The 24,670-nt window shown below is 35.3% G+C and carries 21 protein-coding genes and 1 pseudogene; 14 read left to right on the forward strand and 8 right to left on the reverse strand.

Features of this window, described 5'->3' with window-relative positions; genetic code table 11:
* Window positions 1-132: 132 nt before the first annotated feature.
* Window positions 133-2,985 (forward strand): carbamoyl-phosphate synthase large subunit, encoded by a 2,853-nt coding sequence (carB, locus tag BUC11_RS00575; RefSeq protein ID WP_073350821.1) that lies wholly within the window; start codon window positions 133-135, stop codon window positions 2,983-2,985.
* A gap of 227 nt (window positions 2,986-3,212) precedes the next feature.
* Here carB and BUC11_RS00580 read toward each other — a convergent pair whose 3' ends face one another.
* Window positions 3,213-5,648 carry a zinc-dependent metalloprotease gene (locus BUC11_RS00580; protein ID WP_217651031.1) on the reverse strand — a complete coding sequence of 812 codons (2,436 nt, stop codon included), beginning with the start codon at window positions 5,646-5,648 and terminating at the stop codon, window positions 3,213-3,215.
* A gap of 525 nt (window positions 5,649-6,173) precedes the next feature.
* Here BUC11_RS00580 and BUC11_RS00585 point away from each other — a divergent pair.
* From BUC11_RS00585 to BUC11_RS00595, 3 genes are read left to right on the forward strand one after another with little or no spacing between them, the layout of a single operon-like run.
* A complete protein-coding gene (locus tag BUC11_RS00585) occupies window positions 6,174-6,395 on the forward strand; it encodes a helix-turn-helix domain-containing protein (RefSeq protein WP_073350823.1) in 222 nt (73 codons plus the stop codon).
* The gene (gene dcm, locus BUC11_RS00590) at window positions 6,392-7,621 is read left to right on the forward strand and encodes a DNA cytosine methyltransferase (RefSeq protein WP_084129454.1); all 1,230 of its coding nucleotides are present in this window, start codon (window positions 6,392-6,394) and stop codon (window positions 7,619-7,621) included. Before BUC11_RS00585 ends, dcm begins: the two co-directional genes overlap by 4 nt.
* Entirely contained in the window at window positions 7,622-8,923 is a 1,302-nt protein-coding gene (locus tag BUC11_RS00595; RefSeq protein ID WP_073350825.1) for a phospholipase D-like domain-containing protein, read from the forward strand.
* A gap of 89 nt (window positions 8,924-9,012) precedes the next feature.
* Here BUC11_RS00595 and BUC11_RS00600 read toward each other — a convergent pair whose 3' ends face one another.
* On the reverse strand, window positions 9,013-9,906 hold the full coding sequence (locus BUC11_RS00600; RefSeq protein ID WP_073350827.1) for a dienelactone hydrolase family protein: 894 nt from the start codon (window positions 9,904-9,906) through the stop codon (window positions 9,013-9,015).
* Window positions 9,907-9,943: 37 nt separating this feature from the next.
* The gene (locus BUC11_RS00605) at window positions 9,944-10,627 is read right to left on the reverse strand and encodes a nitroreductase family protein (RefSeq protein ID WP_073350829.1); all 684 of its coding nucleotides are present in this window, start codon (window positions 10,625-10,627) and stop codon (window positions 9,944-9,946) included.
* Between the two features lie 444 nt (window positions 10,628-11,071).
* Between BUC11_RS00605 and BUC11_RS00610 the strand changes: the two genes are divergently transcribed.
* On the forward strand, window positions 11,072-12,037 hold the full coding sequence (locus BUC11_RS00610; protein WP_073350832.1) for an ion channel: 966 nt from the start codon (window positions 11,072-11,074) through the stop codon (window positions 12,035-12,037).
* A gap of 139 nt (window positions 12,038-12,176) precedes the next feature.
* Entirely contained in the window at window positions 12,177-12,341 is a 165-nt protein-coding gene (locus tag BUC11_RS17350; RefSeq protein ID WP_394332900.1) for a MerR family transcriptional regulator, read from the forward strand.
* A gap of 141 nt (window positions 12,342-12,482) precedes the next feature.
* On the opposite strand, the gene BUC11_RS17100 is transcribed toward BUC11_RS17350, so the two are convergent.
* The 3 genes from BUC11_RS17100 to BUC11_RS00625 form a co-directional block, all read right to left on the reverse strand.
* A complete protein-coding gene (locus BUC11_RS17100) occupies window positions 12,483-12,725 on the reverse strand; it encodes a nitroreductase family protein (RefSeq protein WP_245793682.1) in 243 nt (80 codons plus the stop codon).
* A 383-nt stretch (window positions 12,726-13,108) separates the two neighbouring features.
* Complete coding sequence (locus BUC11_RS17105; RefSeq protein ID WP_245793685.1) at window positions 13,109-13,261, reverse strand: hypothetical protein; 153 nt, start codon at window positions 13,259-13,261, stop codon at window positions 13,109-13,111.
* Between the two features lie 29 nt (window positions 13,262-13,290).
* Window positions 13,291-13,743: a phosphoribosyltransferase gene (locus BUC11_RS00625; protein WP_245793687.1), complete on the reverse strand. Its 453-nt coding sequence runs from the start codon at window positions 13,741-13,743 to the stop codon at window positions 13,291-13,293.
* Window positions 13,744-14,360: 617 nt separating this feature from the next.
* Here BUC11_RS00625 and BUC11_RS00635 point away from each other — a divergent pair.
* The 8 genes and pseudogenes from BUC11_RS00635 to BUC11_RS00665 form a co-directional block, all read left to right on the forward strand.
* Window positions 14,361-15,824 (forward strand): annotated as a pseudogene (locus tag BUC11_RS00635) (CotH kinase family protein); the annotation flags it as partial.
* Window positions 15,825-15,989: 165 nt separating this feature from the next.
* Complete coding sequence (locus BUC11_RS17110; RefSeq protein WP_262487732.1) at window positions 15,990-16,208, forward strand: T9SS type A sorting domain-containing protein; 219 nt, start codon at window positions 15,990-15,992, stop codon at window positions 16,206-16,208.
* Between the two features lie 481 nt (window positions 16,209-16,689).
* Window positions 16,690-17,586, forward strand: coding sequence for a MerR family transcriptional regulator (locus BUC11_RS00640; protein ID WP_073350838.1), 897 nt, complete (start codon window positions 16,690-16,692; stop codon window positions 17,584-17,586).
* A gap of 37 nt (window positions 17,587-17,623) precedes the next feature.
* Window positions 17,624-19,093 carry a phytoene desaturase family protein gene (locus BUC11_RS00645; RefSeq protein WP_073350840.1) on the forward strand — a complete coding sequence of 490 codons (1,470 nt, stop codon included), beginning with the start codon at window positions 17,624-17,626 and terminating at the stop codon, window positions 19,091-19,093.
* A gap of 7 nt (window positions 19,094-19,100) precedes the next feature.
* Complete coding sequence (locus BUC11_RS00650) at window positions 19,101-19,940, forward strand: phytoene/squalene synthase family protein (RefSeq protein WP_073350842.1); 840 nt, start codon at window positions 19,101-19,103, stop codon at window positions 19,938-19,940.
* Window positions 19,941-19,986: 46 nt separating this feature from the next.
* Window positions 19,987-20,427, forward strand: a complete 441-nt coding sequence (locus tag BUC11_RS00655; protein WP_073350846.1) for a sterol desaturase family protein — start codon at window positions 19,987-19,989, stop codon at window positions 20,425-20,427.
* A gap of 165 nt (window positions 20,428-20,592) precedes the next feature.
* Window positions 20,593-21,054 carry an SRPBCC family protein gene (locus BUC11_RS00660; protein ID WP_073350848.1) on the forward strand — a complete coding sequence of 154 codons (462 nt, stop codon included), beginning with the start codon at window positions 20,593-20,595 and terminating at the stop codon, window positions 21,052-21,054.
* Entirely contained in the window at window positions 21,054-22,349 is a 1,296-nt protein-coding gene (locus BUC11_RS00665; protein WP_073350850.1) for a cryptochrome/photolyase family protein, read from the forward strand. Before BUC11_RS00660 ends, BUC11_RS00665 begins: the two co-directional genes overlap by 1 nt.
* A gap of 75 nt (window positions 22,350-22,424) precedes the next feature.
* Here the strand turns inward: BUC11_RS00665 and BUC11_RS00670 are convergent, their stop codons facing one another.
* Together BUC11_RS00670 and folE are read right to left on the reverse strand one after the other, a co-directional pair.
* A complete protein-coding gene (locus tag BUC11_RS00670; RefSeq protein WP_073350852.1) occupies window positions 22,425-23,843 on the reverse strand; it encodes an SDR family oxidoreductase in 1,419 nt (472 codons plus the stop codon).
* 116 nt (window positions 23,844-23,959) lie between these two features.
* A complete protein-coding gene (folE, locus tag BUC11_RS00675) occupies window positions 23,960-24,571 on the reverse strand; it encodes a GTP cyclohydrolase I FolE (protein ID WP_073350854.1) in 612 nt (203 codons plus the stop codon).
* Window positions 24,572-24,670: the final 99 nt, after the last annotated feature.

A 24,670-nucleotide genomic window follows, 5' to 3' on the forward strand; every position in this document is an offset into this window, starting at 1 on the left:
TTACTTTTTTTAGTATCGCCTTTTTTTATACCTATTCGTTAAAAAAAGAGGGAGATTTACAAGTAAAAGATTTGATTTCCATAACTTTAGTCTCTTGAAATAACAACTACACAACACAATACTACTTATACAATGCCAAAAGATACATCCATAAAATCAGTTTTAATAATAGGTTCAGGTCCTATTGTTATTGGTCAAGCATGTGAATTTGATTATGCGGGATCACAATCTGCTCGTTCTATCCGTGAGGAAGGAATTGAAGTTATCCTAATCAATTCCAATCCAGCAACCATTATGACCGACCCATCCATGGCCGATCATATTTACTTGAAGCCCTTAACCACTAAATCGATTATTGAAATCCTAAAAGCACATCCTCAAATCGATGCTGTTTTGCCTACAATGGGCGGACAAACGGCTTTGAACTTGTGTTTAGAAGCCGATGAAAAAGGAATCTGGGCTGATTTTGGTGTGAAGTTAATAGGTGTTGACGTAAACGCGATTAATATTACCGAAGACAGAGAGCAGTTCAAACAATTGCTTAAAAAAATAGGTGTTCCCTCCGCACCAGCTGAAATATGTACGTCTTACCTTAGAGGAAAAGAAATAGCACAGGAATTTGGGTTCCCATTAGTGATTCGTCCTTCGTTTACTCTTGGTGGTACTGGAGCTGCAATTGTCTATAAAAAAGAAGATTTTGACGAACTTTTAACTAGAGGTTTAGAAGCATCGCCTATTCATGAGGTTTTGATTGATAAAGCTTTAATGGGTTGGAAAGAATATGAGTTGGAACTTTTGAGAGATAAAAACGACAACGTTGTGATTATCTGTTCGATCGAAAATATGGATCCAATGGGAATTCATACGGGAGATTCCATTACGGTTGCGCCAGCAATGACATTATCGGATCGCACTTTTCAAAGAATGCGCGATTATGCTATCTTGATGATGCGAAGCATCGGAAATTTTGCAGGAGGTTGTAATGTGCAGTTTGCCGTTTCGCCTGATGATAAAGAAGACATTGTAGCTATTGAAATCAATCCTCGTGTATCTCGTTCATCTGCTTTGGCATCAAAAGCAACGGGGTATCCTATTGCAAAAATTGCGTCAAAATTAGCGTTAGGTTACAATTTAGATGAATTGCAAAACCAAATCACTAAATCGACATCAGCTTTATTTGAACCGACTTTGGATTATGTGATTGTGAAAATTCCGCGTTGGAACTTCGATAAATTTGAGGGCGCCGACAGAACTTTAGGACTTCAAATGAAATCCGTGGGGGAAGTAATGGGAATTGGACGTTCGTTCCAAGAAGCGTTGCACAAAGCGACTCAATCTTTGGAAATCAAAAGAAATGGACTTGGAGCAGACGGAAAAGGATATACCAACTACGAACAAATTATTGAGAAACTGACTTTTGCTAGTTGGGATCGTGTTTTTGTGATTTATGATGCCATCGCCCTTGGAATTCCATTGAGTCGCATTCATGAAATTACTAAAATCGATATGTGGTTCTTGAAACAATACGAAGAACTTTATACATTAGAGAAAGAGATTTCAAACTATAAAGTAGATACTTTACCAAGAGAATTGTTGCTCGAAGCGAAACAAAAAGGGTTTGCCGACAGACAAATCGCGCACATGATGGGTTGTCTAGAAAGCCAAGTACATACGTTACGAACTGCGATGAACATCAACCGTGTGTTTAAATTGGTGGATACGTGTGCGGCTGAATTTAAAGCAAAAACACCGTATTATTACTCCACTTTTGAAGCTGAAATTGAAAAAGCGGACGGAACACGTTACGTGGATAACGAAAGCGTAGTAACGGATAAAAAGAAAATAATTGTTCTTGGGTCAGGCCCAAATAGAATTGGACAAGGAATCGAATTTGATTATTCTTGTGTTCATGGTGTGCTTGCCGCTAAAGAATGTGGCTACGAAACCATCATGATTAACTGTAATCCTGAAACAGTTTCTACTGATTTTGATACCGCCGATAAATTGTATTTCGAACCAGTTTTCTGGGAACACATTTACGATATTATCCAACATGAGAAACCAGAGGGAGTTATCGTGCAATTAGGAGGGCAAACTGCCTTGAAATTAGCCGAAAAACTATCTAAATACGGTATTAAAATTATTGGAACGAGCTTTGACGCTTTGGATTTAGCCGAAGACAGAGGGCGTTTCTCTGAATTGTTAACCGAATTGAAGATTCCTTTCCCACAATTTGGAATTGCAGAAACGGCAGACGAAGCTTCCGCTTTAGCGGATACGTTAGACTTTCCTTTACTGATTCGTCCTTCGTATGTCTTGGGTGGTCAGGGAATGAAAATTGTAATCAACAAACAAGAATTGGAAGAACACGTAATCAATTTATTGAAAACGATTCCAGGAAATAAATTGCTTTTAGACCATTATCTTGATGGTGCGATAGAAGCCGAAGCTGATGCGATTTGCGATGGCGAAAATGTGTACATCATAGGAATTATGGAGCATATTGAACCTTGCGGAGTGCACTCTGGCGATAGTAACGCGACTTTGCCGCCGTTTAACTTAGGCGAATTTGTGATGCAACAAATAAAAGATCATACCAAGAATATTGCGTTGGCTTTGAGAACCGTTGGTTTAATCAACATTCAGTTTGCGATAAAAGATGATATTGTGTACATTATTGAAGCGAATCCTAGAGCGTCTCGTACGGTTCCTTTTATTGCAAAAGCCTACGGTGAACCGTATGTAAATTATGCAACCAAAGTGATGTTAGGCCACAATAAAGTAACTGATTTTACTTTCAACCCACAATTGAAAGGATATGCGATAAAGCAACCGGTTTTCTCCTTCAGTAAGTTCCACAATGTCAATAAAGCATTAGGACCAGAAATGAAATCGACAGGAGAAAGTATTTTGTTTATTGATGACTTGAAAGACGATCAGTTCTATGAATTGTACTCCAGAAGAAAAATGTATTTGAGTAAATAAAAACTTGAATTATTGATATTGAAAAAGCCCCGTTTGGGGCTTTTTCTGTTTACATCATTACTTTAAAACAGAATCACGATAGCATTAACCTACTGACTGCAATTCAATTGTTTTAATAACTACACTTCGACTTTGCTTCCTGCTGAATCGAAACTTTGGTGTGCCCTCTTACTTAGAAGTGTTAAGAACAAATGGTACCCAACAGGTTGGTGGTCATGAATTATAATCTAATTTTCATTCGTACCGCATCCTATAGGAGCTCCTGGAGGTGCTGTTTGATGCAAGGTCGCTTTTGCTTTTTCGGGTGATTTAATCCGTTCTAGTGTTAGAAGTAAATATCCTTTTTGAGTATTGTTCTTAGTTTTTTTAAGTTGAGCTGTCACCTTCGTTTTGAGGTCGTCTATTGCTTTTAATAGTCCAGCTTTTGTGGCAAAGGAGGCACTATCATTCACGGAAACCGCAAGCAAATAGGTCAGCAGCATTTGTTCGTTTTGTTGTTGTATCAATCCTTCTAATCCTATTGATTTTTGTCCGTTCCAAAGTTTAGTAGTAAGGACTTGAATCATATCATCAATTCCAAGACCGCCATTTTCTGCTTGATATTCTACTAACCTGTTGAGTCGACTGGTATTGAATAGAAAAGAAAGTGGAATATCGGCAGCAGCCTCAGCAGCGGCTAATGGATCAAAAGCTAGGCCGGTTTTGCGGTTAAATAGTTCCCGATCATAGTCATAATTAGCTGGACGAGGCGGAATTAATTTTATGATACGTTCTGGTAGTGCTAGTACTTTTGGATCCATACAATCCACAACAGCATTTAAAGCATTAAGTTGCTCTTCCTTAGATACTGATTTAGTCACCATTTGCCCATCACCCTTTATGGCATAAGAATAATATTGTCCACCTATCACTTTGGTAGCAGCCTCAACTTGATAGCGGTGAAAAAGAAAGACCGGTACTAATACATCTTCCAGCATAGCCATCGGAGTGCCTTTGCGAATGCTGTTTTCTCCAAATTTAGACAGTGCTTTTGCTCTAATTTGCATGACCCTTTTTAGTTCAGTCACAGGATCATTTCCAGTATCCCACAAGTTAGCATTGGGATGTAGTCCGCCAGCATCGCGAGCATCTCGATCGGATATAAAGGTGAGTCCCTTTTTAGAAGCATCAGTTAATAGATTGTCTAATGCAACTGCTTCATCGGTTCCATTGGGGAATTGTTTATACCCATATTGAATACTGATTTTGTCCCAATCCCCAATTTCATTGGTGTACGCATTAGAGAGATCTATTTCGTCATTGCTGTTTAGGGTAGCCATAGGCGGTGGATAATCCATAACACTGGATCTATTTTGTGCACTTGAAATATAGTTATGCATTAGTCCTAGCGTATGCCCAACTTCGTGAACAGCCAATTGTTTTAAGCGTTGCAGGGCCATTTGTAACATTTTATTATCAGCGGGTAAATCGCCATTTTCAAAAGGGGCAAGCAATCCTTGCGCAATAAGATAGTCTTGGCGAACACGTAAGGAACCTAAGCTAACATTTCCCTTTAGAATTTCACCCGTTCTGGGATCAGCAATGGAGTAGCCATAACTCCAACCTCTGGTAGAACGGTGGACCCAGTTAATCACATTGTAACGAAGATCCATTGGATCAGTACCTTCTGGTAAAATTTTTATCTGAAAAGCATTTATAAATCCAGCCGATTCAAAAGCTTGATTCCACCAGCTAGCGCCCTCTAATAAAGCACCACGTATAGGCTCGGGAATGCCATTGTCCAAGTAGTAAATTATGGGTTTAACGGCTTCACTTCGGTCAGCCAAAGGATCTTTTTTCTCTAGTCGATGCCTATTAATAAAGTTTTTTTGAATAGGCTCTGAAATGGGAGTGCTGTAATCAAAATAAGAATTAGTATTGTAAGGGGAGCGCGCATCGTAGGTACGAGTTTTAAAATTACTGTCGGGTAAGGCAACAAACGAATGATGAATCCGTAGACTAATGGCTTCACTAGCAGGAGTTACTGCATTGACATAAGCACCAGATTTCCCGCTGTTATTAACAAAAGTCATCGTAGTTTCAAATTCAGAATTCATGGGAAAGTTTTTTGTACGATCTAAGTACAATGCACTGCGTGTTTCGTCGAGCGCGTAGGTGCCTTGGCTATTTGTTTGTAGAATAGCGCTAATTTTTAGAGCATCACGCATGAAAAAAGAGGTGGCATCTACTAAAACGCTTCCGCTAGTTTCGGCAGCAACTGTGAATCCCCATAATATGGATTGTGCAAAGGATTGTTCAACAGCTCTCTTTTCGGCTGCATCATTCGTTATGGCTCGATAAGAATAGTTGGGTTGAATCATTAAAATTTTGTTTCCAACCCTACTAAATTTCACAACAGACGTTGCGCCCAATTTGCCTCTGTCGAGACCAACTTCATTTGATCCCAAACCAGCTGGAATAGCGGTTTGATACAAGAATTCCTCGTCAAATGTATCAATTTGCAGCCATATTTTGCCCGTAGTTTCATCCCAATAAAAAGGTTTGTAGCCATTGTAAACTTTCATTGTTTTTGTTTTTTCGGCAATGGATACGGTTTGTGCCTTTGCGTAAAAGGGAATCAAAAAGAGTAGTAATAAAGAGCGAAGTACATATAGTTTCATCATAATTTATTTTTTTATTGTTCAGTACCGTTTTTGTATAAGTATTTGAAAATCATTTTTATAAATGAATATATCTTGTCGTGATTTAAATTGTTCTTTCAAATGTAATTAAATTTTTTCTTACTTTTTGAGTTCTATTTTGAAGTTTAAAAAGACTTAAAGGAAGAGACAATATCAACAGGAGAAAGCATCTTGTTTATTGGTGACCTTAAAGACGATCAGACCTACGAATTGTACTTTAGAACAAAAAAGCAGTTGAGCAAATGAGCTTGAATGGATTATAAATGAAAAGCCCCGGTTGGGGCTTTTTTGTGGGATAATGTTTTGTATGTAGTATTTTATTGTTAGAATTCAATGATTTTTCCCACTGTAGGCCGATTAGCTAATCAAAGAGCGGGTTTTTTCAAAGAATTAAATCCTTCGCTAATAATTATTCTTACACGATTTATTAAATTGTTTATAAGTAAGTATCATGGGCATACAATTGTAGGCGGGTCAATTGTAGGCGTAAATCTAATTTTATAAACTATGAATATTAAAATAAAATTTGGACAAAAAGTAAAAATTCTTAGAGAAGCAAAAGGTTTGTCAATTGAGAATTTGGCCAATATTTCCAATGTTGATAGAAATTATATTTCTGACATTGAAAAAGGAAAAAGAAATGTTTCAATTGAAATAATAGAGAAAATAATTAACGGATTAGAAAGTGATTTCGAAACTTTCTTTAATGATAAAGGATTTAAGAAATGAAAGTGATTGAAAAGATATCAATAGAAGAATTTGACCTAAAGAAATTTAAATTAAAATTTGCAGAGGAAGACGACAATAGAAAAGCAGTTTTGACACATTACTTACATAATTATCAAAATGAAATACAAGAACATTTTAGGGAAGAGGCTGAAGAATATTTAAAACAAATCATCGAATATAAAAACGAAGAGGAAAATTTAGATATTGTTTCTGATGTTGCTTTACAACAACTTTTGTTTGAAGTAGAGCATGTGCCATTTCCCACACCTGAAAATTCAACTTTTGATTTTATTGATTTATTTGCCGGCATTGGTGGTTTTAGAATTGCTCTACAAAATGTAGGAGGAAATTGTGTTTATACAAGTGAGTGGAATGAAGGTGCAAAAATTACTTACCAAGCTAATTTTGGTAAAGTTCCATTTGGTGATATAACGAAAGAAGTTACCAAAAGTTATATTCCTCAAAATTTTGATATATTATGTGCGGGATTTCCATGCCAAGCATTTTCAATTGCAGGTCTGCGAAAAGGATTTCATGATACAAGAGGAACTTTGTTTTTCGATTTAGAAAAGATTATCGAAACTCGCAGACCAAGAGTAGTTTTTTTAGAAAATGTTAAAAACCTTGTTTCTCATGATAAGGGTAATACTTTTAAAATAATATTAGAGATTTTAGAGAAAAAATTAGGCTATAAAACTTTCACAAAAATTTTAAACTCTTCAACTCATGCAAATGTTCCTCAAAATAGAGAAAGAATTTTTATTGTAGCTTTTGATAAAGAACAAGTCCCCAATTGTGCGGATTTTAAATTTCCAGATGCAATTCCGCTTACTAAAACTATTCACGACATATTAGAAAAAGGAAAACAAGCTGAAAATCTTTATTATAAAAAAGACCATAAATATTATCCAGAATTAGAAAAAACGATGACTTCAAAAGATACTATTTATCAATGGAGGAGAGTTTATGTTAGAGAAAACAAAAGTAATGTATGTCCAACTTTAACTGCTAATATGGGTTCAGGAGGACATAATGTACCTTTAATTTTGGATGATTATGGAATTAGAAAGTTGACACCTAAGGAATGCTTTGCTTTTCAAGGATATCCAGTAGACAAATATATTTTACCAAATATAGCTAATAGTAAATTATATATGCAAGCAGGGAATTCAGTTACAACAACTTTGATAGAAAGAATAGGTAAGGAAATTTTAAAAGTTATTTAAATGAGTGTTTGGGAACAATTTTCTTCAGAACAAAGGTATGAATACATCAAATTTTTACAAGTTTATGGTGCACTAACAAATTTGTTTCGCCAAAAACAAGGGGACTTAATTCCATATTTAGACTCAAAATTTCAAGAGACAGTTTTTTCTAAAATTTTTAATGGTCAAAATGTAGATATTGGAAATACTCCACATGATGTTTTGTCAGTATTTGGAAATAATAGAATTGGCATTGGTCTAAAAACTTGGATGGGCAGTAAGCCATCTTTTCAAAAAGTGATGCAATTGAAAAGATACCAAAACGAAATTAACTTACATCGCAACGATTTACATTCTTTAGCTTATAAAATTTCGGAAATTAAGAACGAAAGGATGAAAAGTGATTATGTGCGACTTGGATTATCTGAAGATAAAAATATTTATCATTATGTTACGCGAGATAAAGGTGTTTTTACAATAAATGAATGTGCATACCCACTTATTAATCTTGAAAACCTTAAAAATCTTAGCGCGACAACTTCAGCCTTATCTTGGTCAGATGGTCAAAAAGATTATCGATACACTTTCGGTGATTCACAAATACTTCAAAAATTTGACTCTAATAAATTTAACTCATTAGTACTTGATAAATTTGATGTTAAAATTATTGAGGATCCATTTGCGTTTTTGCTAAAAGCATACTTTGACTTAATAGAATCTGCTAAAATAATTGAGTTAGACATTGTTGAAGCCTATTTACCTTTGTACTCATATCAATCTAAAGAAGTAGAGGAAAAATCTGGTTTGAATGCATGGAATGGAGCCTCTAAAAATAAAGGGAGTGATACACTTCGGCCTTTAAACGAAGTTTACATTCCTATTCCAAAAGAATTTCATAAAAAACATCCTCATTTTTTTATTAAGAATATATCTGATGTAATTATTGATAGGAAAAAATATAAGAATGATAAAGAGAATAGACCTGAGTTACGTTTCCGTTTGAAACTCCCAAATGGGAAAATAATACCAGCATTATTAACAGGAGATAACTTCAAAAATTTCCAATCTGGAAGTAAAACAGAATATGATGAAAGTGGAAAAAAAATTGGACAAAATGCTTTAGGGCAATGGCTTTTAATTGATGTTTTAGGATTAAAACAGCGTAAATTAGTAACGCGAGATTGGTTGCAAATGAAAGCTACTGATTCGGTTCGCTTATGGCGAAAAAAAGGAGATTATTCATTAATTAATATTGATTTTGCACCAATTGGATCATTTGAAGCTTTTATGAACGATGAACCAATACCAGAGGAACAAGAATAATTTAGGCAAATTTGTTCATTAGAATTATAGTACTAACATAAAAAAAGCGGAAACACTACCTTTCCACTTTTTCATCAAACCGTATATTTTTACTTCTTTTTGAGCTCTTGTTTAAAAAACGCAATGGTACGTTCCCACGATAAAGTTGCTGCTTTTTCATCATAGCGCGGTGTGGTGTTGTTGTGAAAACCATGATTTACCCCTTCATAGAAATAAGCGGTGTGTTCCACTTTGTTCTTTTTAAGGATGGCTTCATAAGCGGGCCAACCTTCATTGACACGCGTGTCTAAACTCGCGTACTGAGCTAGAATCGGGGTTTTTATAAGTTCGGCTTCGGTTGCTGTGGGTTGACCACCGTAATAGGGAACGGCAGCGCCCAAAGTCGGGATTTTAACCGCCATCATATTGGCAATCCAACCTCCAAAACAAAATCCTACCACGCCTATGTGACCGTTACAATCTTTATGGGATTTTAGGTAATCGTAAGCCGCAATGAAATCTTCGAGCATTTCTTCTCGGGTACGTTTCTTTTGTAATTCTCGTCCAGCATCATCATTTCCGGGATAACCACCTAATGGTGACAAGGCATCTGGTGCTAAAGTGATAAATCCTTCTACGGCTGCTCTGCGTCCTACATCTTCAATATAGGGATTCAATCCTCGGTTTTCATGCACAACAATGATTCCCGGTAATTTCTTCTTGGCTCCTGTAGGTTGGGATAAAAGTCCTTTGATTGTTCCGCCACCTTGGGGAGAATCATAGGTGATGAATTCTGATTTTATTCTTGGATCTTCGGGTTTTATGAGCACGGCATTCGCATAATTGGGCGTCATAAAACTCAATAGCGAAGGCAGTGTGAGTGTGCCTACAGCAAATAGAGATAGTTTTTCGACAAAGCTACGGCGGTCAATCTTATTGTGTGCATAATCATCGTACAAGTCAAATACTTCTTGACTGATGTCTTCTTTGGTTATTTTTTTCATAGTGCTAGTTTTATATAAAGGGATGCTTTTGTTTCAATCAATAGAAAACGGATATGGCCGCAATGTCTTTTCTTTGTATGTCCGGAACCCAGCATTCCTCTGCAGGGTAACCAACAGGAATCAGTAAAAAAGGTTTTTCATTGATGGGCCTTTTTAGCGTTTTGGTCAAGAAATTCATTGGGCTAGGCGTGTGGGTCAACGAGACTAAACCCGCGTTATGGATTGCCGATAATAAAAAACCAACAGCAATACCCACGCTTTCCTGAACATAATAGTTGGTTTTCTTGTTGCCATCAACATCCAATTCATAGCTGCGTTTAAAAACGACGATGAGGTAAGGAGCAGTTTCTAAAAAGGGTTTGTGCCAATCTGTCCCTAAGGGTTTTAGGTCTTCTAGCCAGTCACTTGACATGCGAGATTCATAGCTTAGCAGTTCTTCCTGCTCCGCAGCGATACGGATTTGTTTTTTAATTTCGGGATTTTCAATCACACAAAAAGTCCAAGGTTGCTTGTGTGCGCCAGAAGGAGCAGTTGAAGCCGTTTTTATCAGGTTTTCAATTACTGCCTTGGGAACAGCTTTATCCGAAAATTCTCTTACGGAACGCCTGCTGTCCATATCTTCATAAAAAGAAGCGGAGCGCTCTAGCATTTCTGTTTCGGAAAGTAGGGGTTTGCGGTACCGTAAATAGGGGTACTCTTCTATTATTTTTATATCAGGCATTTTGAATGTTTTTTCTACTATCCAAATATAAAAAAAAATGAGCCTAAAATAGTAGATTAACTGCTTAGGTAGCTCTTTATTTTAGTAGTAAAACGAAATACCGCTGTGAATTTTAGTTCTGGTATAATTCGTATTCAATTATCTTTCTTGTGCTTGTTGAATTTTTTATCCAGATAGCCAATGGAGGAGCGACTTCAATGCATTTTTCCGCTTTTAGAGTAGCTGGCTTTTGCCAAAAATTACATTAATTTCTATTGCGAAATACATTCGAAATCAGCTATTTTATTGATCACTATTTTGTTCCTAATAAATAGTGGGATAGACAAGGTGCTCAAGATTAGTTTGGGTTTTCTGCGACGACAAACTAACGGTCGTACGATGAAATAATTTTTGGGATGCTTATTAAATTTATCTAATTTTACTTCGAAGAAAAGACTTAAAAACATGGCATTGTTAGAAAGAATAAACCTAAAAGCAAAAGCGGATCAAAGCACAGGATTTGGCACAAATGCAAATAGTTACGGTGGTCGGTTTATCAATAAAAATGGAAGTGCTAACGTTGAAAGGCGAGGAATGCATGTTTTGCATCGCATAAGCTGGTACCATACAATGATTGACATGGCAGTTTGGAAATTTATGTTGATTATTATTGCTTTCTACATTGGGATCAACTTTGTTTTTGCCACTATTTATTATGTAATTGGGGTAGTGCATTTAGACGGAATCGCAAGTACCGACAGTGAATGGGTAAAATTTGGGCAGGCTTACTTTTTTAGTGCCCAAACGTTTACCACAGTAGGTTATGGTCATATCAGTCCCAATGGTTTTTTGACAAGTGCACTTTCGGCTGCCGAGGCTTTGATTGGTTTATTAAGTTTTGCTATTGCCACGGGATTATTCTTTGGAAGATTCAGTAAGCCTACAGCTTTTTTGAAATTTTCACAAAATGCGGTCATTGCGCCTTATGGAGCTATTTCGGGATTGATGATACGAGTAACTCCGTTTAAAAATACCAATTTCACCGATGCTGAGGCGAAGATAACGTTAGGAATGAGCATTGAAGAAAACGGAAAAATGGTCAATAAATTCTATTCGTTGGAATTAGAATTGGAAAAAATAAATTCGCTGTCCCTGAGTTGGACCTTGGTACATCCCATTACCGAGAACAGTCCGTTGTACCAATTTACAAAAGACGATTTTGCCAATACCCAAGGTGAAATTCTAGTTTTTGTAAAAACCTTTGATGATATGTTTAGCAATACCGTTGCTATTCGTACTTCCTATACTTTTGAGGAAGTGATTTATGGCGCTGCGTTTGAACCAATGTACACCAGAAGTGTAGATAATTCCAAAACTATTTTGTATTTGGACCGGTTGAACTCATTCAAGGATGCCTCTTTGGATAGATAGTTTTAAGGTCTTTTAGTAGTGTTAACAAAAAACATCTTCCATTCGTTTAATACATGTGAATAAATAATAAACAATATAAAATGTTTTTAGTACAAAGAATCTTGATAATCTTTTAGGCATAAAAGCACCTACCATATGCATTTGGGAAAAAAGGTATACCGTATTTCAGCCCATGCGTCCTGATACCAATAATAGTCTATATGATTTAGCAATTTTGCAAAAGCTTTTGAACAGTATCTTGCTTCATGATTGCGGATATAAAACATCTAAAATTTATCCTATCCAGAAGAAGAAATACCAATAATGGTGAAGAAATCGTCTCTTCAATTAGCGCAATGAATCATGCAATCGCTGCTTTTAAAACGACGATGAGGTAAGGAGAGGTTTCTAAAAAGGGTTTGTGCCAATCGGTCCCTAAGGGTTGTAGGTCTTCGAACGCGTCACTTCAAATTCGAGATTCATAGCTTTGAAGTTCTTCCTGCTCCGCAGCGATGCGAATTTGTTTTTTAATTTCAGGATTTTCAATCACACAAAAAGTCCAAGGTTGTTTGTGCGCTCCAGAAGGAGCCGTTGAAGCTGTTTTTACCAGGTTTTCAATTACTGCTTTAGGAACTGATCGGTCTGAAAACTCCCTTACAGAACGCCTACTGTCCATTATTTCATATAAAGAAAGGGAACGTTCTATCATCTCTGGCTCAGAAAGAACGGTTTTGTTTTAACTGATATAAGGAGAGTTGTCAATTATTTTTTTATCAGCCATTTAGAATGTTTTTTTCATACTGTCAAATATAAAAAAATGTAGAAGTCCTTTGTATTTATGGTTGTACTCATTTGGCTAACAGGCAAATAATAGATCACTCTGGCTGTTAAGTCTGCTATCAAATCTTCTGTTTTATCGTATCGGTGCTGCTACGGTTTTTTGGTTGCTACTTCATCGGCTGTCGCCAAATAATGGTTTAAAATAAAAATTCTGTCGTATTTTGGGTAGAAAAGTACCCCTCCTTTCAGCGTTCCTGTTTAGCATAATGGTGGTGTTTTCTATTGAGTACTATTCACGACCGTTAGCTTGCATTATACAGTTGGAGTGCCTGTGCTCAATATTTGGATTAGTTCCTCATCTTCTACTTGATTGAACAGTTCATAAAAACTGCCAACTCCTGAAAAATCATTGGAAGCGATTATATAAACCAATTCATCTGCATTTTTTTTAAAGACCGGTACCATTTCATAGGGCAAAACGGGAACGGCAACAATTAATTTTGCTGGATTTTTTTTCGCAGCATCGCAATACTGGCTAATAATGTATTTCCGGTAGCAATCCCGTCATCTACCAAAATTATATTTTTGTTCTCAATGTCCAGTGGTTGTTGAGCGCCTCTATAATATTCATATTTTCCTCGTAGGAACTCTTGGAGCCTGATGATTTCAGCATCAATGTATTTTTGAGGAATTTTGTCATCATGGTCGATAATGATTGAATCTTGGGAAACTGCACCAATAGCAAATTCTTTATTGCAGGGATGCCCAATCTTTTTTGAGAGTATAATATCTAAGGGAAGATGCAAGTTTTTTGCAAGGCTGTTTCCCACGGGGACTCCTCCCCTAGGAACGGCAAGGATTATGGTATTTGTATATTTGTATTTATTTAATTTCTTGGAGAGTAGTAGACCCGCTTCTAATCTGTCTTTAAATAGTTCGTTTTCCATAAGTATATTTTTAAAAAATTAAAAATAATTAAGTATGTAAATATACTGATTTTCAATCATATAGCTTATATTTATAGTCTTGTAAAAACAGTTATATCTAGTTTGTAAATGGGGACCACGTAGTTTATTAGCTATATTATTGTAGCGCGTGTAGTGTTTGTATTTTATGGTAAATCAAAATAGGTCAGTTAAAAGTTTACCTATTCCTATCCAACTATTATTCTCAAAATCTAAAATTGAGATTTATACTTACTTGTTTTGTAGTGAAAACAACCTTTCTAAAGGCACTTGAAGTCAAATCCGAATATCAGAAATATTAATTTAATTTTAGTAGTCAATAATTTTCATAAATAATTGATTATAAGTGTTTTGTATTGTATTTTTTATTAAATTTATACTTTAATTTAACAAGAAATAATAGTATGAAAAAATTGTACATTACTCGGCTGCATGCAATTTCAACAATCATTTTGTTGATTGTATTGATTACTTCTAATTCCGTAATGGCTCAAACTTTTACTGATAGTAATCTACCTATTGTCATTATTACCACAGATAATGACCCCAATACTAATTTGCCTCTTGAAATTCTGGATGATCCAAAAATTTTGGCAACTATGAAAATTATCAAAAGACCAGATGGTACTAGAAAATTCCTTACGGATCAAAATACGACTTCATTTTTAAATTATAGCGGTCGTATTGGCATCGAAATAAGAGGTTCCTCTACTCAAACGCTACCCAAAAAACAATATAGTTTAACTACTTTGAAGTCGGATAATACGTCTAAAAATAACGTGAGTATTTTTGGGATGCCAAGTGAGAACGATTGGATATTGAATGGGTTAGGTTTTGATCCTTCCTTAGTTAGGGATTATTTATACTACTATATGTCAAGACAAATGGGGAATTATGCCTCTAAGACAGAATTTTGTGAAGTCGTTATCAACGGGGACTACAAAGGGCTTTATGTTTTTTAGGAAAAAATTAAATCCAATGAGAATAGGGTTAACGTGCTGAAAATTGAAGTTACGGACAATACTTTGCCAAATATAACGGGAGGATATATCACAAAAGCGGATAAAACAACTGGTGGAGATCCTGTCGCTTTCTGGATGGATGAAACTAAATTTGTTCATGATTTGCCTAAGCCTGAAAATGCAACACCAGAGCAAACACAATATATTGAAGCAGAATTCAATAGACTGCAAGACCATGCTTATGATGATGACTTAATAGACGGATATCGAACTATTATTGATGTCCCTTCTTTCGTTGATTTTATGTTGGTCAATGAGTTGGCTTCTAATGCAGATGTGTATCAGTCTAGTACGTTTTTTCATAAAGGCCGTCAAGGAAAACTACGGGCAGGACCAGTATGGGATTTCAATCAAAGTTTTGGAAGTACTTTTACAAACAGTATCCATGTCGATAAATGGCAATTTAATAACGGAAATAGAATTGGGCCCCCTTTCTGGAGTTACTTATTCGACAACGGAGAATTCAGTTGTCAGCTTGCTAAACGTTGGAACGAAGTAAAAGCGTCTTGTCAGCCTTTGAATAAAGACGTTCTGATTGCCTACGTTGATACTGCTTTCAGCTACATAAGTGAAGCTATTCCTCGTGAGAGTCAAAGATGGGGAGCTATAAACGATCATGTTACGGATGTAAATAGAATTAAAACCTTTATTAACGATAGAACGACTTGGATCACAAATAATATAGGCTCATTTTCAAATTGTGCCAATGTTACCTTGCCACCGCTAGTAATTACTAAAATTAACTACAATCCGAAAACGTCAACAGGTTTTCCAGTCAGTAATGATTTAGAATTTGTAGCCTTAAAGAATATAAGTGATCGATCTGTCAATCTTTCTGGTGCATATTTTAGACAGTTAGGACTCACCTTTCAGTTTCCTTACAATTCAACTATTGGAGCAAATGAAACCATTTTTTTAACAAGCAATACGGCTACTTTTCAAAGTAAATATGGTGCAGTTCCTTTTGGTCAGTTCACAAGAAATCTATCAAATAAATCGCAAAAAATTGTTCTGGCTGATGCAGATGGAAATATAATTGATTCCGTAGAATATTTTGATTCAGCACCTTGGCCAACCACACCTGACGGTGGCGGTAGCTATCTGGACTTAATTAGCACGACATTAGACAATAACTTAGCTTCAAGCTGGATTGCTGCAAGTAGTGATGCTTTATCTAATCAATCATTTCTAGCTTCATCAGCATTCATGATCTATCCTAATCCTGTTTCAAATAGCGTAACCATTCAGGCTGGTAAACCTATGACTGGAGTTAAAATATACAGTATTTTAGGTGCTTTAATGCAAGAAATTAAAACAAGTTCAGAAAATCTCAATCTGGATTTGAGTGCCTACTCTCAAGGTGTTTATTTTATAAGGGTGTACAATGAAGACGGTTTTACCAGTAAAAAAGTTATAAAAAAATAAATTAAAAACGAGTATTAAATATTTTTGAGAACAGATAAGTAAAAGTATAGGCTTTTACTTATCTGTTTTTTTTTATTAAAAGTTTCGAAAATCCGATTGCCACTTTTTTTAGGTACTATTTTTTGGTGGATTTCCTAAAATGAGTTGTATCATAAAATATTTTTTTAGGATGGCATGTTTTAATTGTGAATCGCTTTTGAATTGAAGTTAAACAGTTGTTAATTAATAATTTATAAAATAAAAAATTTGTTTTGGTTAAATTGGAGGTCAAAGTAACGTGCTTGCTTGCTGGTAATAAAAGAGAAAATTAGTTGGTATTTTCTAATTAAGCACCATTTAAAGGTCGTGAAGTCATTATATTTAAAAGTCATCGCTGACAAGCATTTGTAAAAATATTTCATGTAGGACAAAAGTTTAAGTACGATGATACGAGTTTATAATTAAATTTATTTTACATTTGTTTATTAAATTCCAAGAAACGATGAACAATGTAAAAAATGTATTCAGTATTAAAGATCTTGAAAACCTTTCAGGTATAAAAGCGCATACAATACGAATATGGGAGAAACGATATGATATTCTGCAGCCCATGCGCACGGATACTAACATTCGTTTGTACGATTTGGCTAGCTTACAAAAACTTTTAAATATTACGCTATTACATGATTATGGCTACAAAATATCAAAAATAGCAACCTATCCTCAAGATAAAATACCGTCTTTAGTACGCGAAATTATTTCGAGTAAAACAGCCAAAAGTCACGCTATTAGTGAGTTTAAAATGGCAATGATGAATTTTGATCAAGAACTTTTCTTCAATACCTACAATTGGTTAATAGCCGAAAAGTCTTTTAAGGAAATTTTTCATCAAGTTTTTATACCCTTAATGAATGAATTAGGGTTACTGTGGCAATCAGATACAATTACACCAGCGCACGAACATTTTATCAGCTACTTAATTAAACAAAAGCTATTAATTAATACGGAAAAGCTTCAAATTTTAAAACAAACAAAACTTGATAAAGTCTTCGTTTTGTCTCTTCCTATGAATGAAATTCACGAATTGGGTCTTATGTACCTGAATTATGAGATTTTGTTACATGGTTATAAAACCATTTATTTAGGGGAAAGTATGCCAATTGAAAATCTAAAGGATTTAAAAAATTATTTTGATTCTATAGTTTTTGTCTCGTATCTAACCGTGCAGCCAGAGCGCGATATGCTGGATGGATACCTTCAAAAAATGTCTGAGGAATTATTAGATGAAACCACTGAATTATGGTACATTGGACGCATGGTTGAGTTTATAAAAAAAGAAGAACTGCCGGAACGAATCACAACTTTTAATTCAATCACTGAATTAGTTGATTGGATATAATTGTTTTGTTTAAACTATTAGTATATTTGCTAAACAAATGGAAAAAATAAAAAAGATTACAATAATAGGTTCTGGATTCTCAGCTTTAGCAGCATCTTGTTATTTAGCAAAGAGTGGTCAGAATGTTACTGTCTATGAGAAGAATGCAACAATAGGAGGCAGAGCGAGACAACTAAAAAAAGAGGGTTTTACGTTTGATATGGGTCCGAGTTGGTACTGGATGCCCGATGTATTTGATCGTTTTTTTGCTGATTTTGACAAGAAAACAACAGATTATTATGAACTCATAAAATTATCTCCTGCATACCGAGTGTATTACGGAATAGATGATTTTATAACTATCGCAGACAATTTAACGGAGATTATCGCAGCCTTTGAAGCCATCGAAAAAGGGAGCGGTGCTTTATTACAAGATTTTATGGCTCGGGCCAAAAGTAATTATGATATTGCTATTAAAGATTTAGTGTACCGTCCAGGCGTTTCGCCACTGGAACTAATTACACCACAAACAGCTTTGAAAGTAGGGGAATTTTTTAGTAACATCAGTAGAGATGTTCGAAAAAAATTCAAAAACGAAAGACTGATTCAAATTCTGGAATTTCCCGTATTGTTTCTTGGAGCTAAACCTTCTGACACCCCGTCGTTTTATAGTTTTATGAATTATGCCGACTTTGGTCTTGGAACTTGGCACCCAAAAACAGGAATGTTTGATTTAGTGCGCGCTATGGAAAGTTTAGCGCTAGAATTGGGTGTTACCTTTGAAACCAATGCCAATATTGAAAAGATAATTGTTGAAAATAAAACCGCTGTAGCCATTCAAGTCAATGGCGCAATTGTAAAATCAGATTTGATATTAAGCGGTGCTGATTACCATCACACGGAGACGTTATTGGATCAAGAACATAGAGCATATTCTGAAAAATATTGGGATAGCCGCGTTTTTGCTCCTTCCTCGTTATTATTTTATGTAGGTTTTGACAAGAAAATAGAAAATATTTCGCATCACGCTTTGTTTTTTGATGTTGATTTTTATCAACATGCCAAAGATATTTACGATGAACCGCAATGGCCAAAAGAACCTTTGTTTTATGCGAACTTCCCTTCATTGACAGATAAAACTGCCGCTCCTGAAGGTATGGAATCTGGTTTTTTTCTAGTGCCTTTAGCTCCTGGAATCAATGATACTGAAGCATTACGAGAAGAATATTTTGATAAAATAATAGATCGTTTTGAAACTTTAACACAGCAAAGCGTAAAAAATAATATTATATTTAAGGAATCGTTTTGTAAAAATGATTTTGTGTCTGAATATAATTCGTACAAAGGGAATGCTTATGGCATGGCAAACACTTTATTACAAACTGCATTTTTAAGACCAAAGCTAAAGAGCAAAAAGGTTAAGAATTTATATTTTACTGGTCAATTGACCGTTCCTGGACCCGGAGTTCCTCCAGCATTAATTTCTGGAAAATTAGTGTCGGAATTAATTAATAAGCAATTTTCATAACAATAGTATGAAGGAATTATTTGATGATGTGTCTTTTAAGTGTAGCAAGTTAGTTACAAAAAGCTATAGTACCTCTTTTTCTCTGGCGGTGTATATGTTGTCGCCTAGTATAAGAGATGCCATTTATAGCATTTACGGTTTTGTTCGTTTTGCGGATGAAATTGTGGATACCTTTCATGGTTACGATAAAGAGAGTCTAATTACAGAGTTTGAAGAGGATTATTACCGAGCGTTTGATAGAGGAATTAGTTTAAATCCAATCCTGAATTCATTTCAACAAACAGTGAAAGAATATAATATCACTGATGATTTGATTCAAGCTTTTTTAAAGAGCATGAAATTGGATTTGATAAAATCGGATTATCATAGTAAAGCCGAGTATGATGCGTACATCTACGGTTCCGCTGATGTGGTTGGATTGATGTGTCTCAAAGTTTTTGTAGCGGGGGACAACAAAAGATATGAGCAACTGAAAGACGAAGCCATGCGATTAGGATCTGCTTTTCAAAAAGTAAATTTTTTACGTGATTTGAAGGATGATAATTTAGTGTTGAACCGTAATTATTTTCCAGGTGTCGATTTGAATTCATTCGATGAAAATGCAAAAACCGCAATCATCAATGAAATCGAAGAAGATTTCAGAGTCGCTTATGAAGGAATTGTAAAACTTCCTATCGAAGCTAAGTTTGGCGTATACACCGCTTTTGTGTACTACAAAAAACTATTAAAAAAGTTAGAAAACACGCCTTGCCACGAAATAGGAAATGCCAGAATCCGAGTTTCTAATTACACAAAAGCGGGCTTATTAGCTAAGTCTTTTGTTTCTTATAAATTAAAGTTAGTTTAATTTGCAACTTATTTTAAAGGATTGTTATACTTAAATATAGAATAAAATGATATTTTTTTTGATTTTTCTAGGAACTTTTTTAATAATGGAATGTGTTACTTGGTGCACTCATAAATACGTAATGCACGGCTCTATGTGGTATTTCCATGCCGATCACCACCAACCTAAATACGCAAATATATTCGAACGAAATGATATCTTTTTTGTGATTTTTGCGGCGCCGAGTATTGCGCTTTTTTATTATGGAGTTGAAGGGGGATTGAATTATAAATTCTTCATCGGGCTAGGAATTATGTTTTATGGTTTGTGTTATTTTTTAATTCACGATGTATTAATTCACCAACGTTTCAAATGGTTCAAACACACGAATAATAAGTATTTAGTCGGCTTGCGTAAAGCACACAAAGTACACCACAAACATTTGGGTAAAGCCCACGGAGAATGTTTCGGAATGTTATTTGTACCTTTTAAATATTATAAAATTTAAGTTTAATTGGGGCGTGACCCCACTTTCACTAGCGTTACAGCGGGGTCGGGCAATCCGTTCCCGCTTTTTTTATACTGCCTTGACAGGCTGTATAATAAAGAGCTCCACTGCTGTCCCTCACGCAGGCTTGTCCGTAAGACACTAATTATTTCTAAAACACCAATCATGAAAATATACAAACAAGAAACAGTGCAACACGTAAATGCAACTGTTGAAGAATGCTGGGCTTTTTTTTCAAATCCAAAAAATCTTCAAAAAATTACACCAGAAGGAATGGGTTTTCAAATCACGGATTTTGATCAAAAATCGATGTATCCTGGACAAATCATTCAGTATAAAGTAACCCCACTTTTTGGAATAACTTTATCTTGGATGACGCTAATTACTCAAGTAAAGGAAAATAGTTATTTCATAGACGAGCAAAAATTTGGTCCCTACAGTTTTTGGCACCATAAGCATTTCTTTGAAGCCACTCCCACCGGAACCAAAATGACAGATGTGGTACATTACGGATTGCCACTTGGCTTTTTAGGCCGAATCATGAACACATTGGTCGTTAAAAATAAATTGAAATCCATTTTCGAATACCGTGTTACTAAAGTGGATGAAATGTTTAATTCAAAATAATGAGCAAGCAAGAAGTTTCTATTTTTTGGTTTAGACGCGACTTGCGTCTGGAGGATAACGTAGGTTTATATCAAGCGCTGCAGTCTAAATTTCCAGTGATTCCTTTATTTATTTTTGATGATGCCATTTTAGACAGTTTACCAAAAAATGATGCTCGTGTAGGTTTTATCCATGAATCACTTTCGAAAATAAATATACAATTACAAGAAATTGGTAGTTCACTTTTAGTAAAAAAAGGAAAAACTATTGATGTTTGGAAAGCGCTTATTGAAGAGTTTGAGGTCAAGGAAGTTTTCTTCAATAAAGATTATGAACCGTATGCGATACAACGTGACACCGTAATTTGTGAACTTTTAGAAACCAATAAAACCATTGCTTATTCTTTTAAAGACCAAGTCATTTTCGAAGAAAAAGAAATCACAAAAGCGGACGGATTGCCTTATACAGTTTACACGCCTTTTAAAAATAAGTGGCTGGAAAAATACAAATCAATGGCTCCGGTTCAAGAATACGATACCGCAGCGCATTTTTCTAACTTTCACAGAAATCGTTTTGCTTTTCCCACGCTAGAACAAATAGGGTTTGAAGAAAGTACGATAAAAGTCAAACCGCACAATCTTACTTTTGTTGCTAATTATCAAGACATAAGAGACTTTCCAGCCTTAGATAAAACCTCATATTTGTCGCCACATTTGCGTTTTGGAACCGTGAGCGTTCGTAAATTAGTCAATTGGGCGTTTCATAAAAATGATGTCTTTTTGAGTGAATTGATTTGGAGAGAATTCTTTATGCAAATATTATTCAGTTTTCCAAAAGTCGTTACCCAAAATTTCAAAGCAGCGTATGATGGGATTCAATGGCGTAATAATGAGGAAGATTTTAAGCGTTGGTGTTCTGGAACAACAGGTTATCCAATGGTTGATGCCGGAATGCGTCAACTCAATGAAACCGGATACATGCACAATAGGGTTCGCATGGTGGTTGCGAGTTTTCTTATCAAACATTTAATGATTCAATGGCAATGGGGTGAAGCTTATTTTGCTGAAAAATTATTGGATTATGACATGTCTGCCAATGTTGGAAACTGGCAATGGGCAGCAGGAACCGGTTGTGATGCTGCGCCTTATTTCCGTGTTTTTAATCCAGAAATCCAACAGAAAAAGTTCGATGAAAAGGGTATTTATATTCGGAAATGGATCAAAGAATTTGATTTAGGATATGGGAAACCTATGGTAGAGCACGCTATGGCCAGAGATAGAGCGATTGCCACTTACAAAGCCGGAATTCTGAAGTAATTTATTTAACATATAAGTCATGTAAGTTTTAGATAATTTAAAGAAAAACTTATATGACTTATATGTTTATAAATATTATTTAATCAATTTCTTCAGCATTCCTTCGAAAATAAATCCATGAAACGGCAAAACAGAATACCAGTATAATTTTCCCCAAATCCCTCTAGGTCTAAAAGTCGCTGCTTGATACAACGTATTTCCGATAATTTTGAATTCTAGCCAAGCTTCACCAGGCAGTTTCATTTCGGCAAATAGGATTAATTTTCCTTCTTCTTTATTGGCATACAAAACGCGCCAAAAGTCTAAAGCATCCCCAGAATGAATATCATGTCTATTTGTTCGTCCTCTTCGAGATCCTACTCCACCATATAATTTATCAATAAAGCCACGTAAATCCCACAACCAATCACCGTAATACCAACCCGTATCACCACCAATAGACCAAATTCTTTGTATAGTAAAATCGCGATCTATAATTTCCATTTTGCGACGGTCAATAAAGCAATCCTTTTTTGGAACCTTTAAATATTCCGACATATTGCTACTAAAACGCCCGCTAATTAAGGAATCTTTCCAGCTCGAAGCTACTTTGTCTTCATCTACTTTTATCAGAGCACGGGAAAGTGCCTGTTTGTAGGTCATTGGTGTTACATGCAATAACTCATTGATTCGGTTATCACTGCAGACTACTTCTACTTTCATGCTGCTGACTAGTGCTGAGGCCAGTCTATAGGAAGTTGAGGTTACAAAATACAACCAGTAGGAGGATAATTTTGGCGTCATTACAGGAACGGTAAAAATCCATCGCTTTAATTTTTTTGCTTCTGCAAATCCTAAAAGCATTTCTTTGTACGTTAAAATATCAGGTCCTCCAATGTCAAAACTTTGATTGTAGGTTACTGGATTAAGTAATGATTTAGATAAAAAATCAAGAACATCCGGAATAGCAATAGGTTGACATTTAGTATTGAGCCATTTTGGGGTAATCATGATGGGCAATTTATTGACTAAATCCCGAATGATCTCAAACGATGCACTTCCTGATCCTACAATAATTCCAGCTCGTAGTGTTGTAGTAGCATAAGTACCCGTGTTTAAAATCTCTTCTACTTTTTTTCTGGATGATAAATGTTTGGATAATGATTTATCGTTGACAATTCCACTCAAATAAATAACTTGTTTGGCTTGGGTTTGATTCAGTCGTTGCACAAAATTCCGAGCTGAAATACTTTCTAATTCATCAAAATTTGTAGCAGATCCTGACATGGAATGAATAAGATAATAAGCAGCATCGATTTGTTCTGGAATGGCAGCTAATGTATCTTGCTGTAGAAAATCCACTTCAATGACCGAAACTTTGTCTTGAAATTCAATTGGGCAATTAAACCTGTTTTTGTCTCTTACGCAACAAATTACGTCGTGTCCTTCACCTATCAATAAGGGTAGAAGTCGCTTTCCAATATAACCTGTTGCGCCTGTTAAGAGAATTTTCATGATTTTGTTTTTTGTCGATACATTGTAAACTTAGCAATAATTTAGTCACAAATGACGAACTATTTTACGGCTTTTTTTCAGCCTTTTTTAGTGTACCAAATTTTTTGAATTCCAAATTAACTGAATTTATTAGAAATTAAACTGATAAATTCTTTTCTAGTCTTGTCTTTTTCAAATGCTCCTGTAAAAGAAGAAGTGGTTGTAACTGAGTTTTGTTTTTGAATACCACGCATTTGCATACACATGTGTTGTGCTTCAATTACAACGGCGACCCCAAGTGGATTTAATGCCTCTTGAATACAATCTTTAATTTGGTCCGTCAAGCGTTCTTGTACTTGCATTCTTCTGGCAAAAGCATCCACAATTCTTGGGATTTTGCTTAAACCTACAATCTTTCCATTTGGAATATAGGCTACATGTGCCTTACCAAAAAATGGAAGCATATGGTGTTCGCACATCGAATACACTTCAATATCTTTCACCACAATCATTTGTTTGTGGTCTTCAGTAAACATAGCCGATTGAAGTATTTCTAGAGGATCTAATCCGTAACCATGTGTTAAATATTGCATGGCTTTTGCTACTCTTTCAGGAGTTTTTTCTAGACCTTCACGAGTGACATCTTCACCTAGATTGTCAATTATAGTTTTATAATTATCTGCTAGTGATGCTGTTATTTCCGCGTCGTACTGCTCAATTTTCTCGTAGCTTTTTAGTTCTTTTATCATCGTATTCTATATTTCAATTATATATTGGGCTAATTATTTTATCTTTTTAAATGCGTTCTGAAGCATTTTTTATTTAAACCATTCGATGATTAACAATAA

It is taken from the genome of Flavobacterium xanthum, from assembly GCF_900142695.1.
GTDB lineage: Bacteria > Bacteroidota > Bacteroidia > Flavobacteriales > Flavobacteriaceae > Flavobacterium > Flavobacterium xanthum.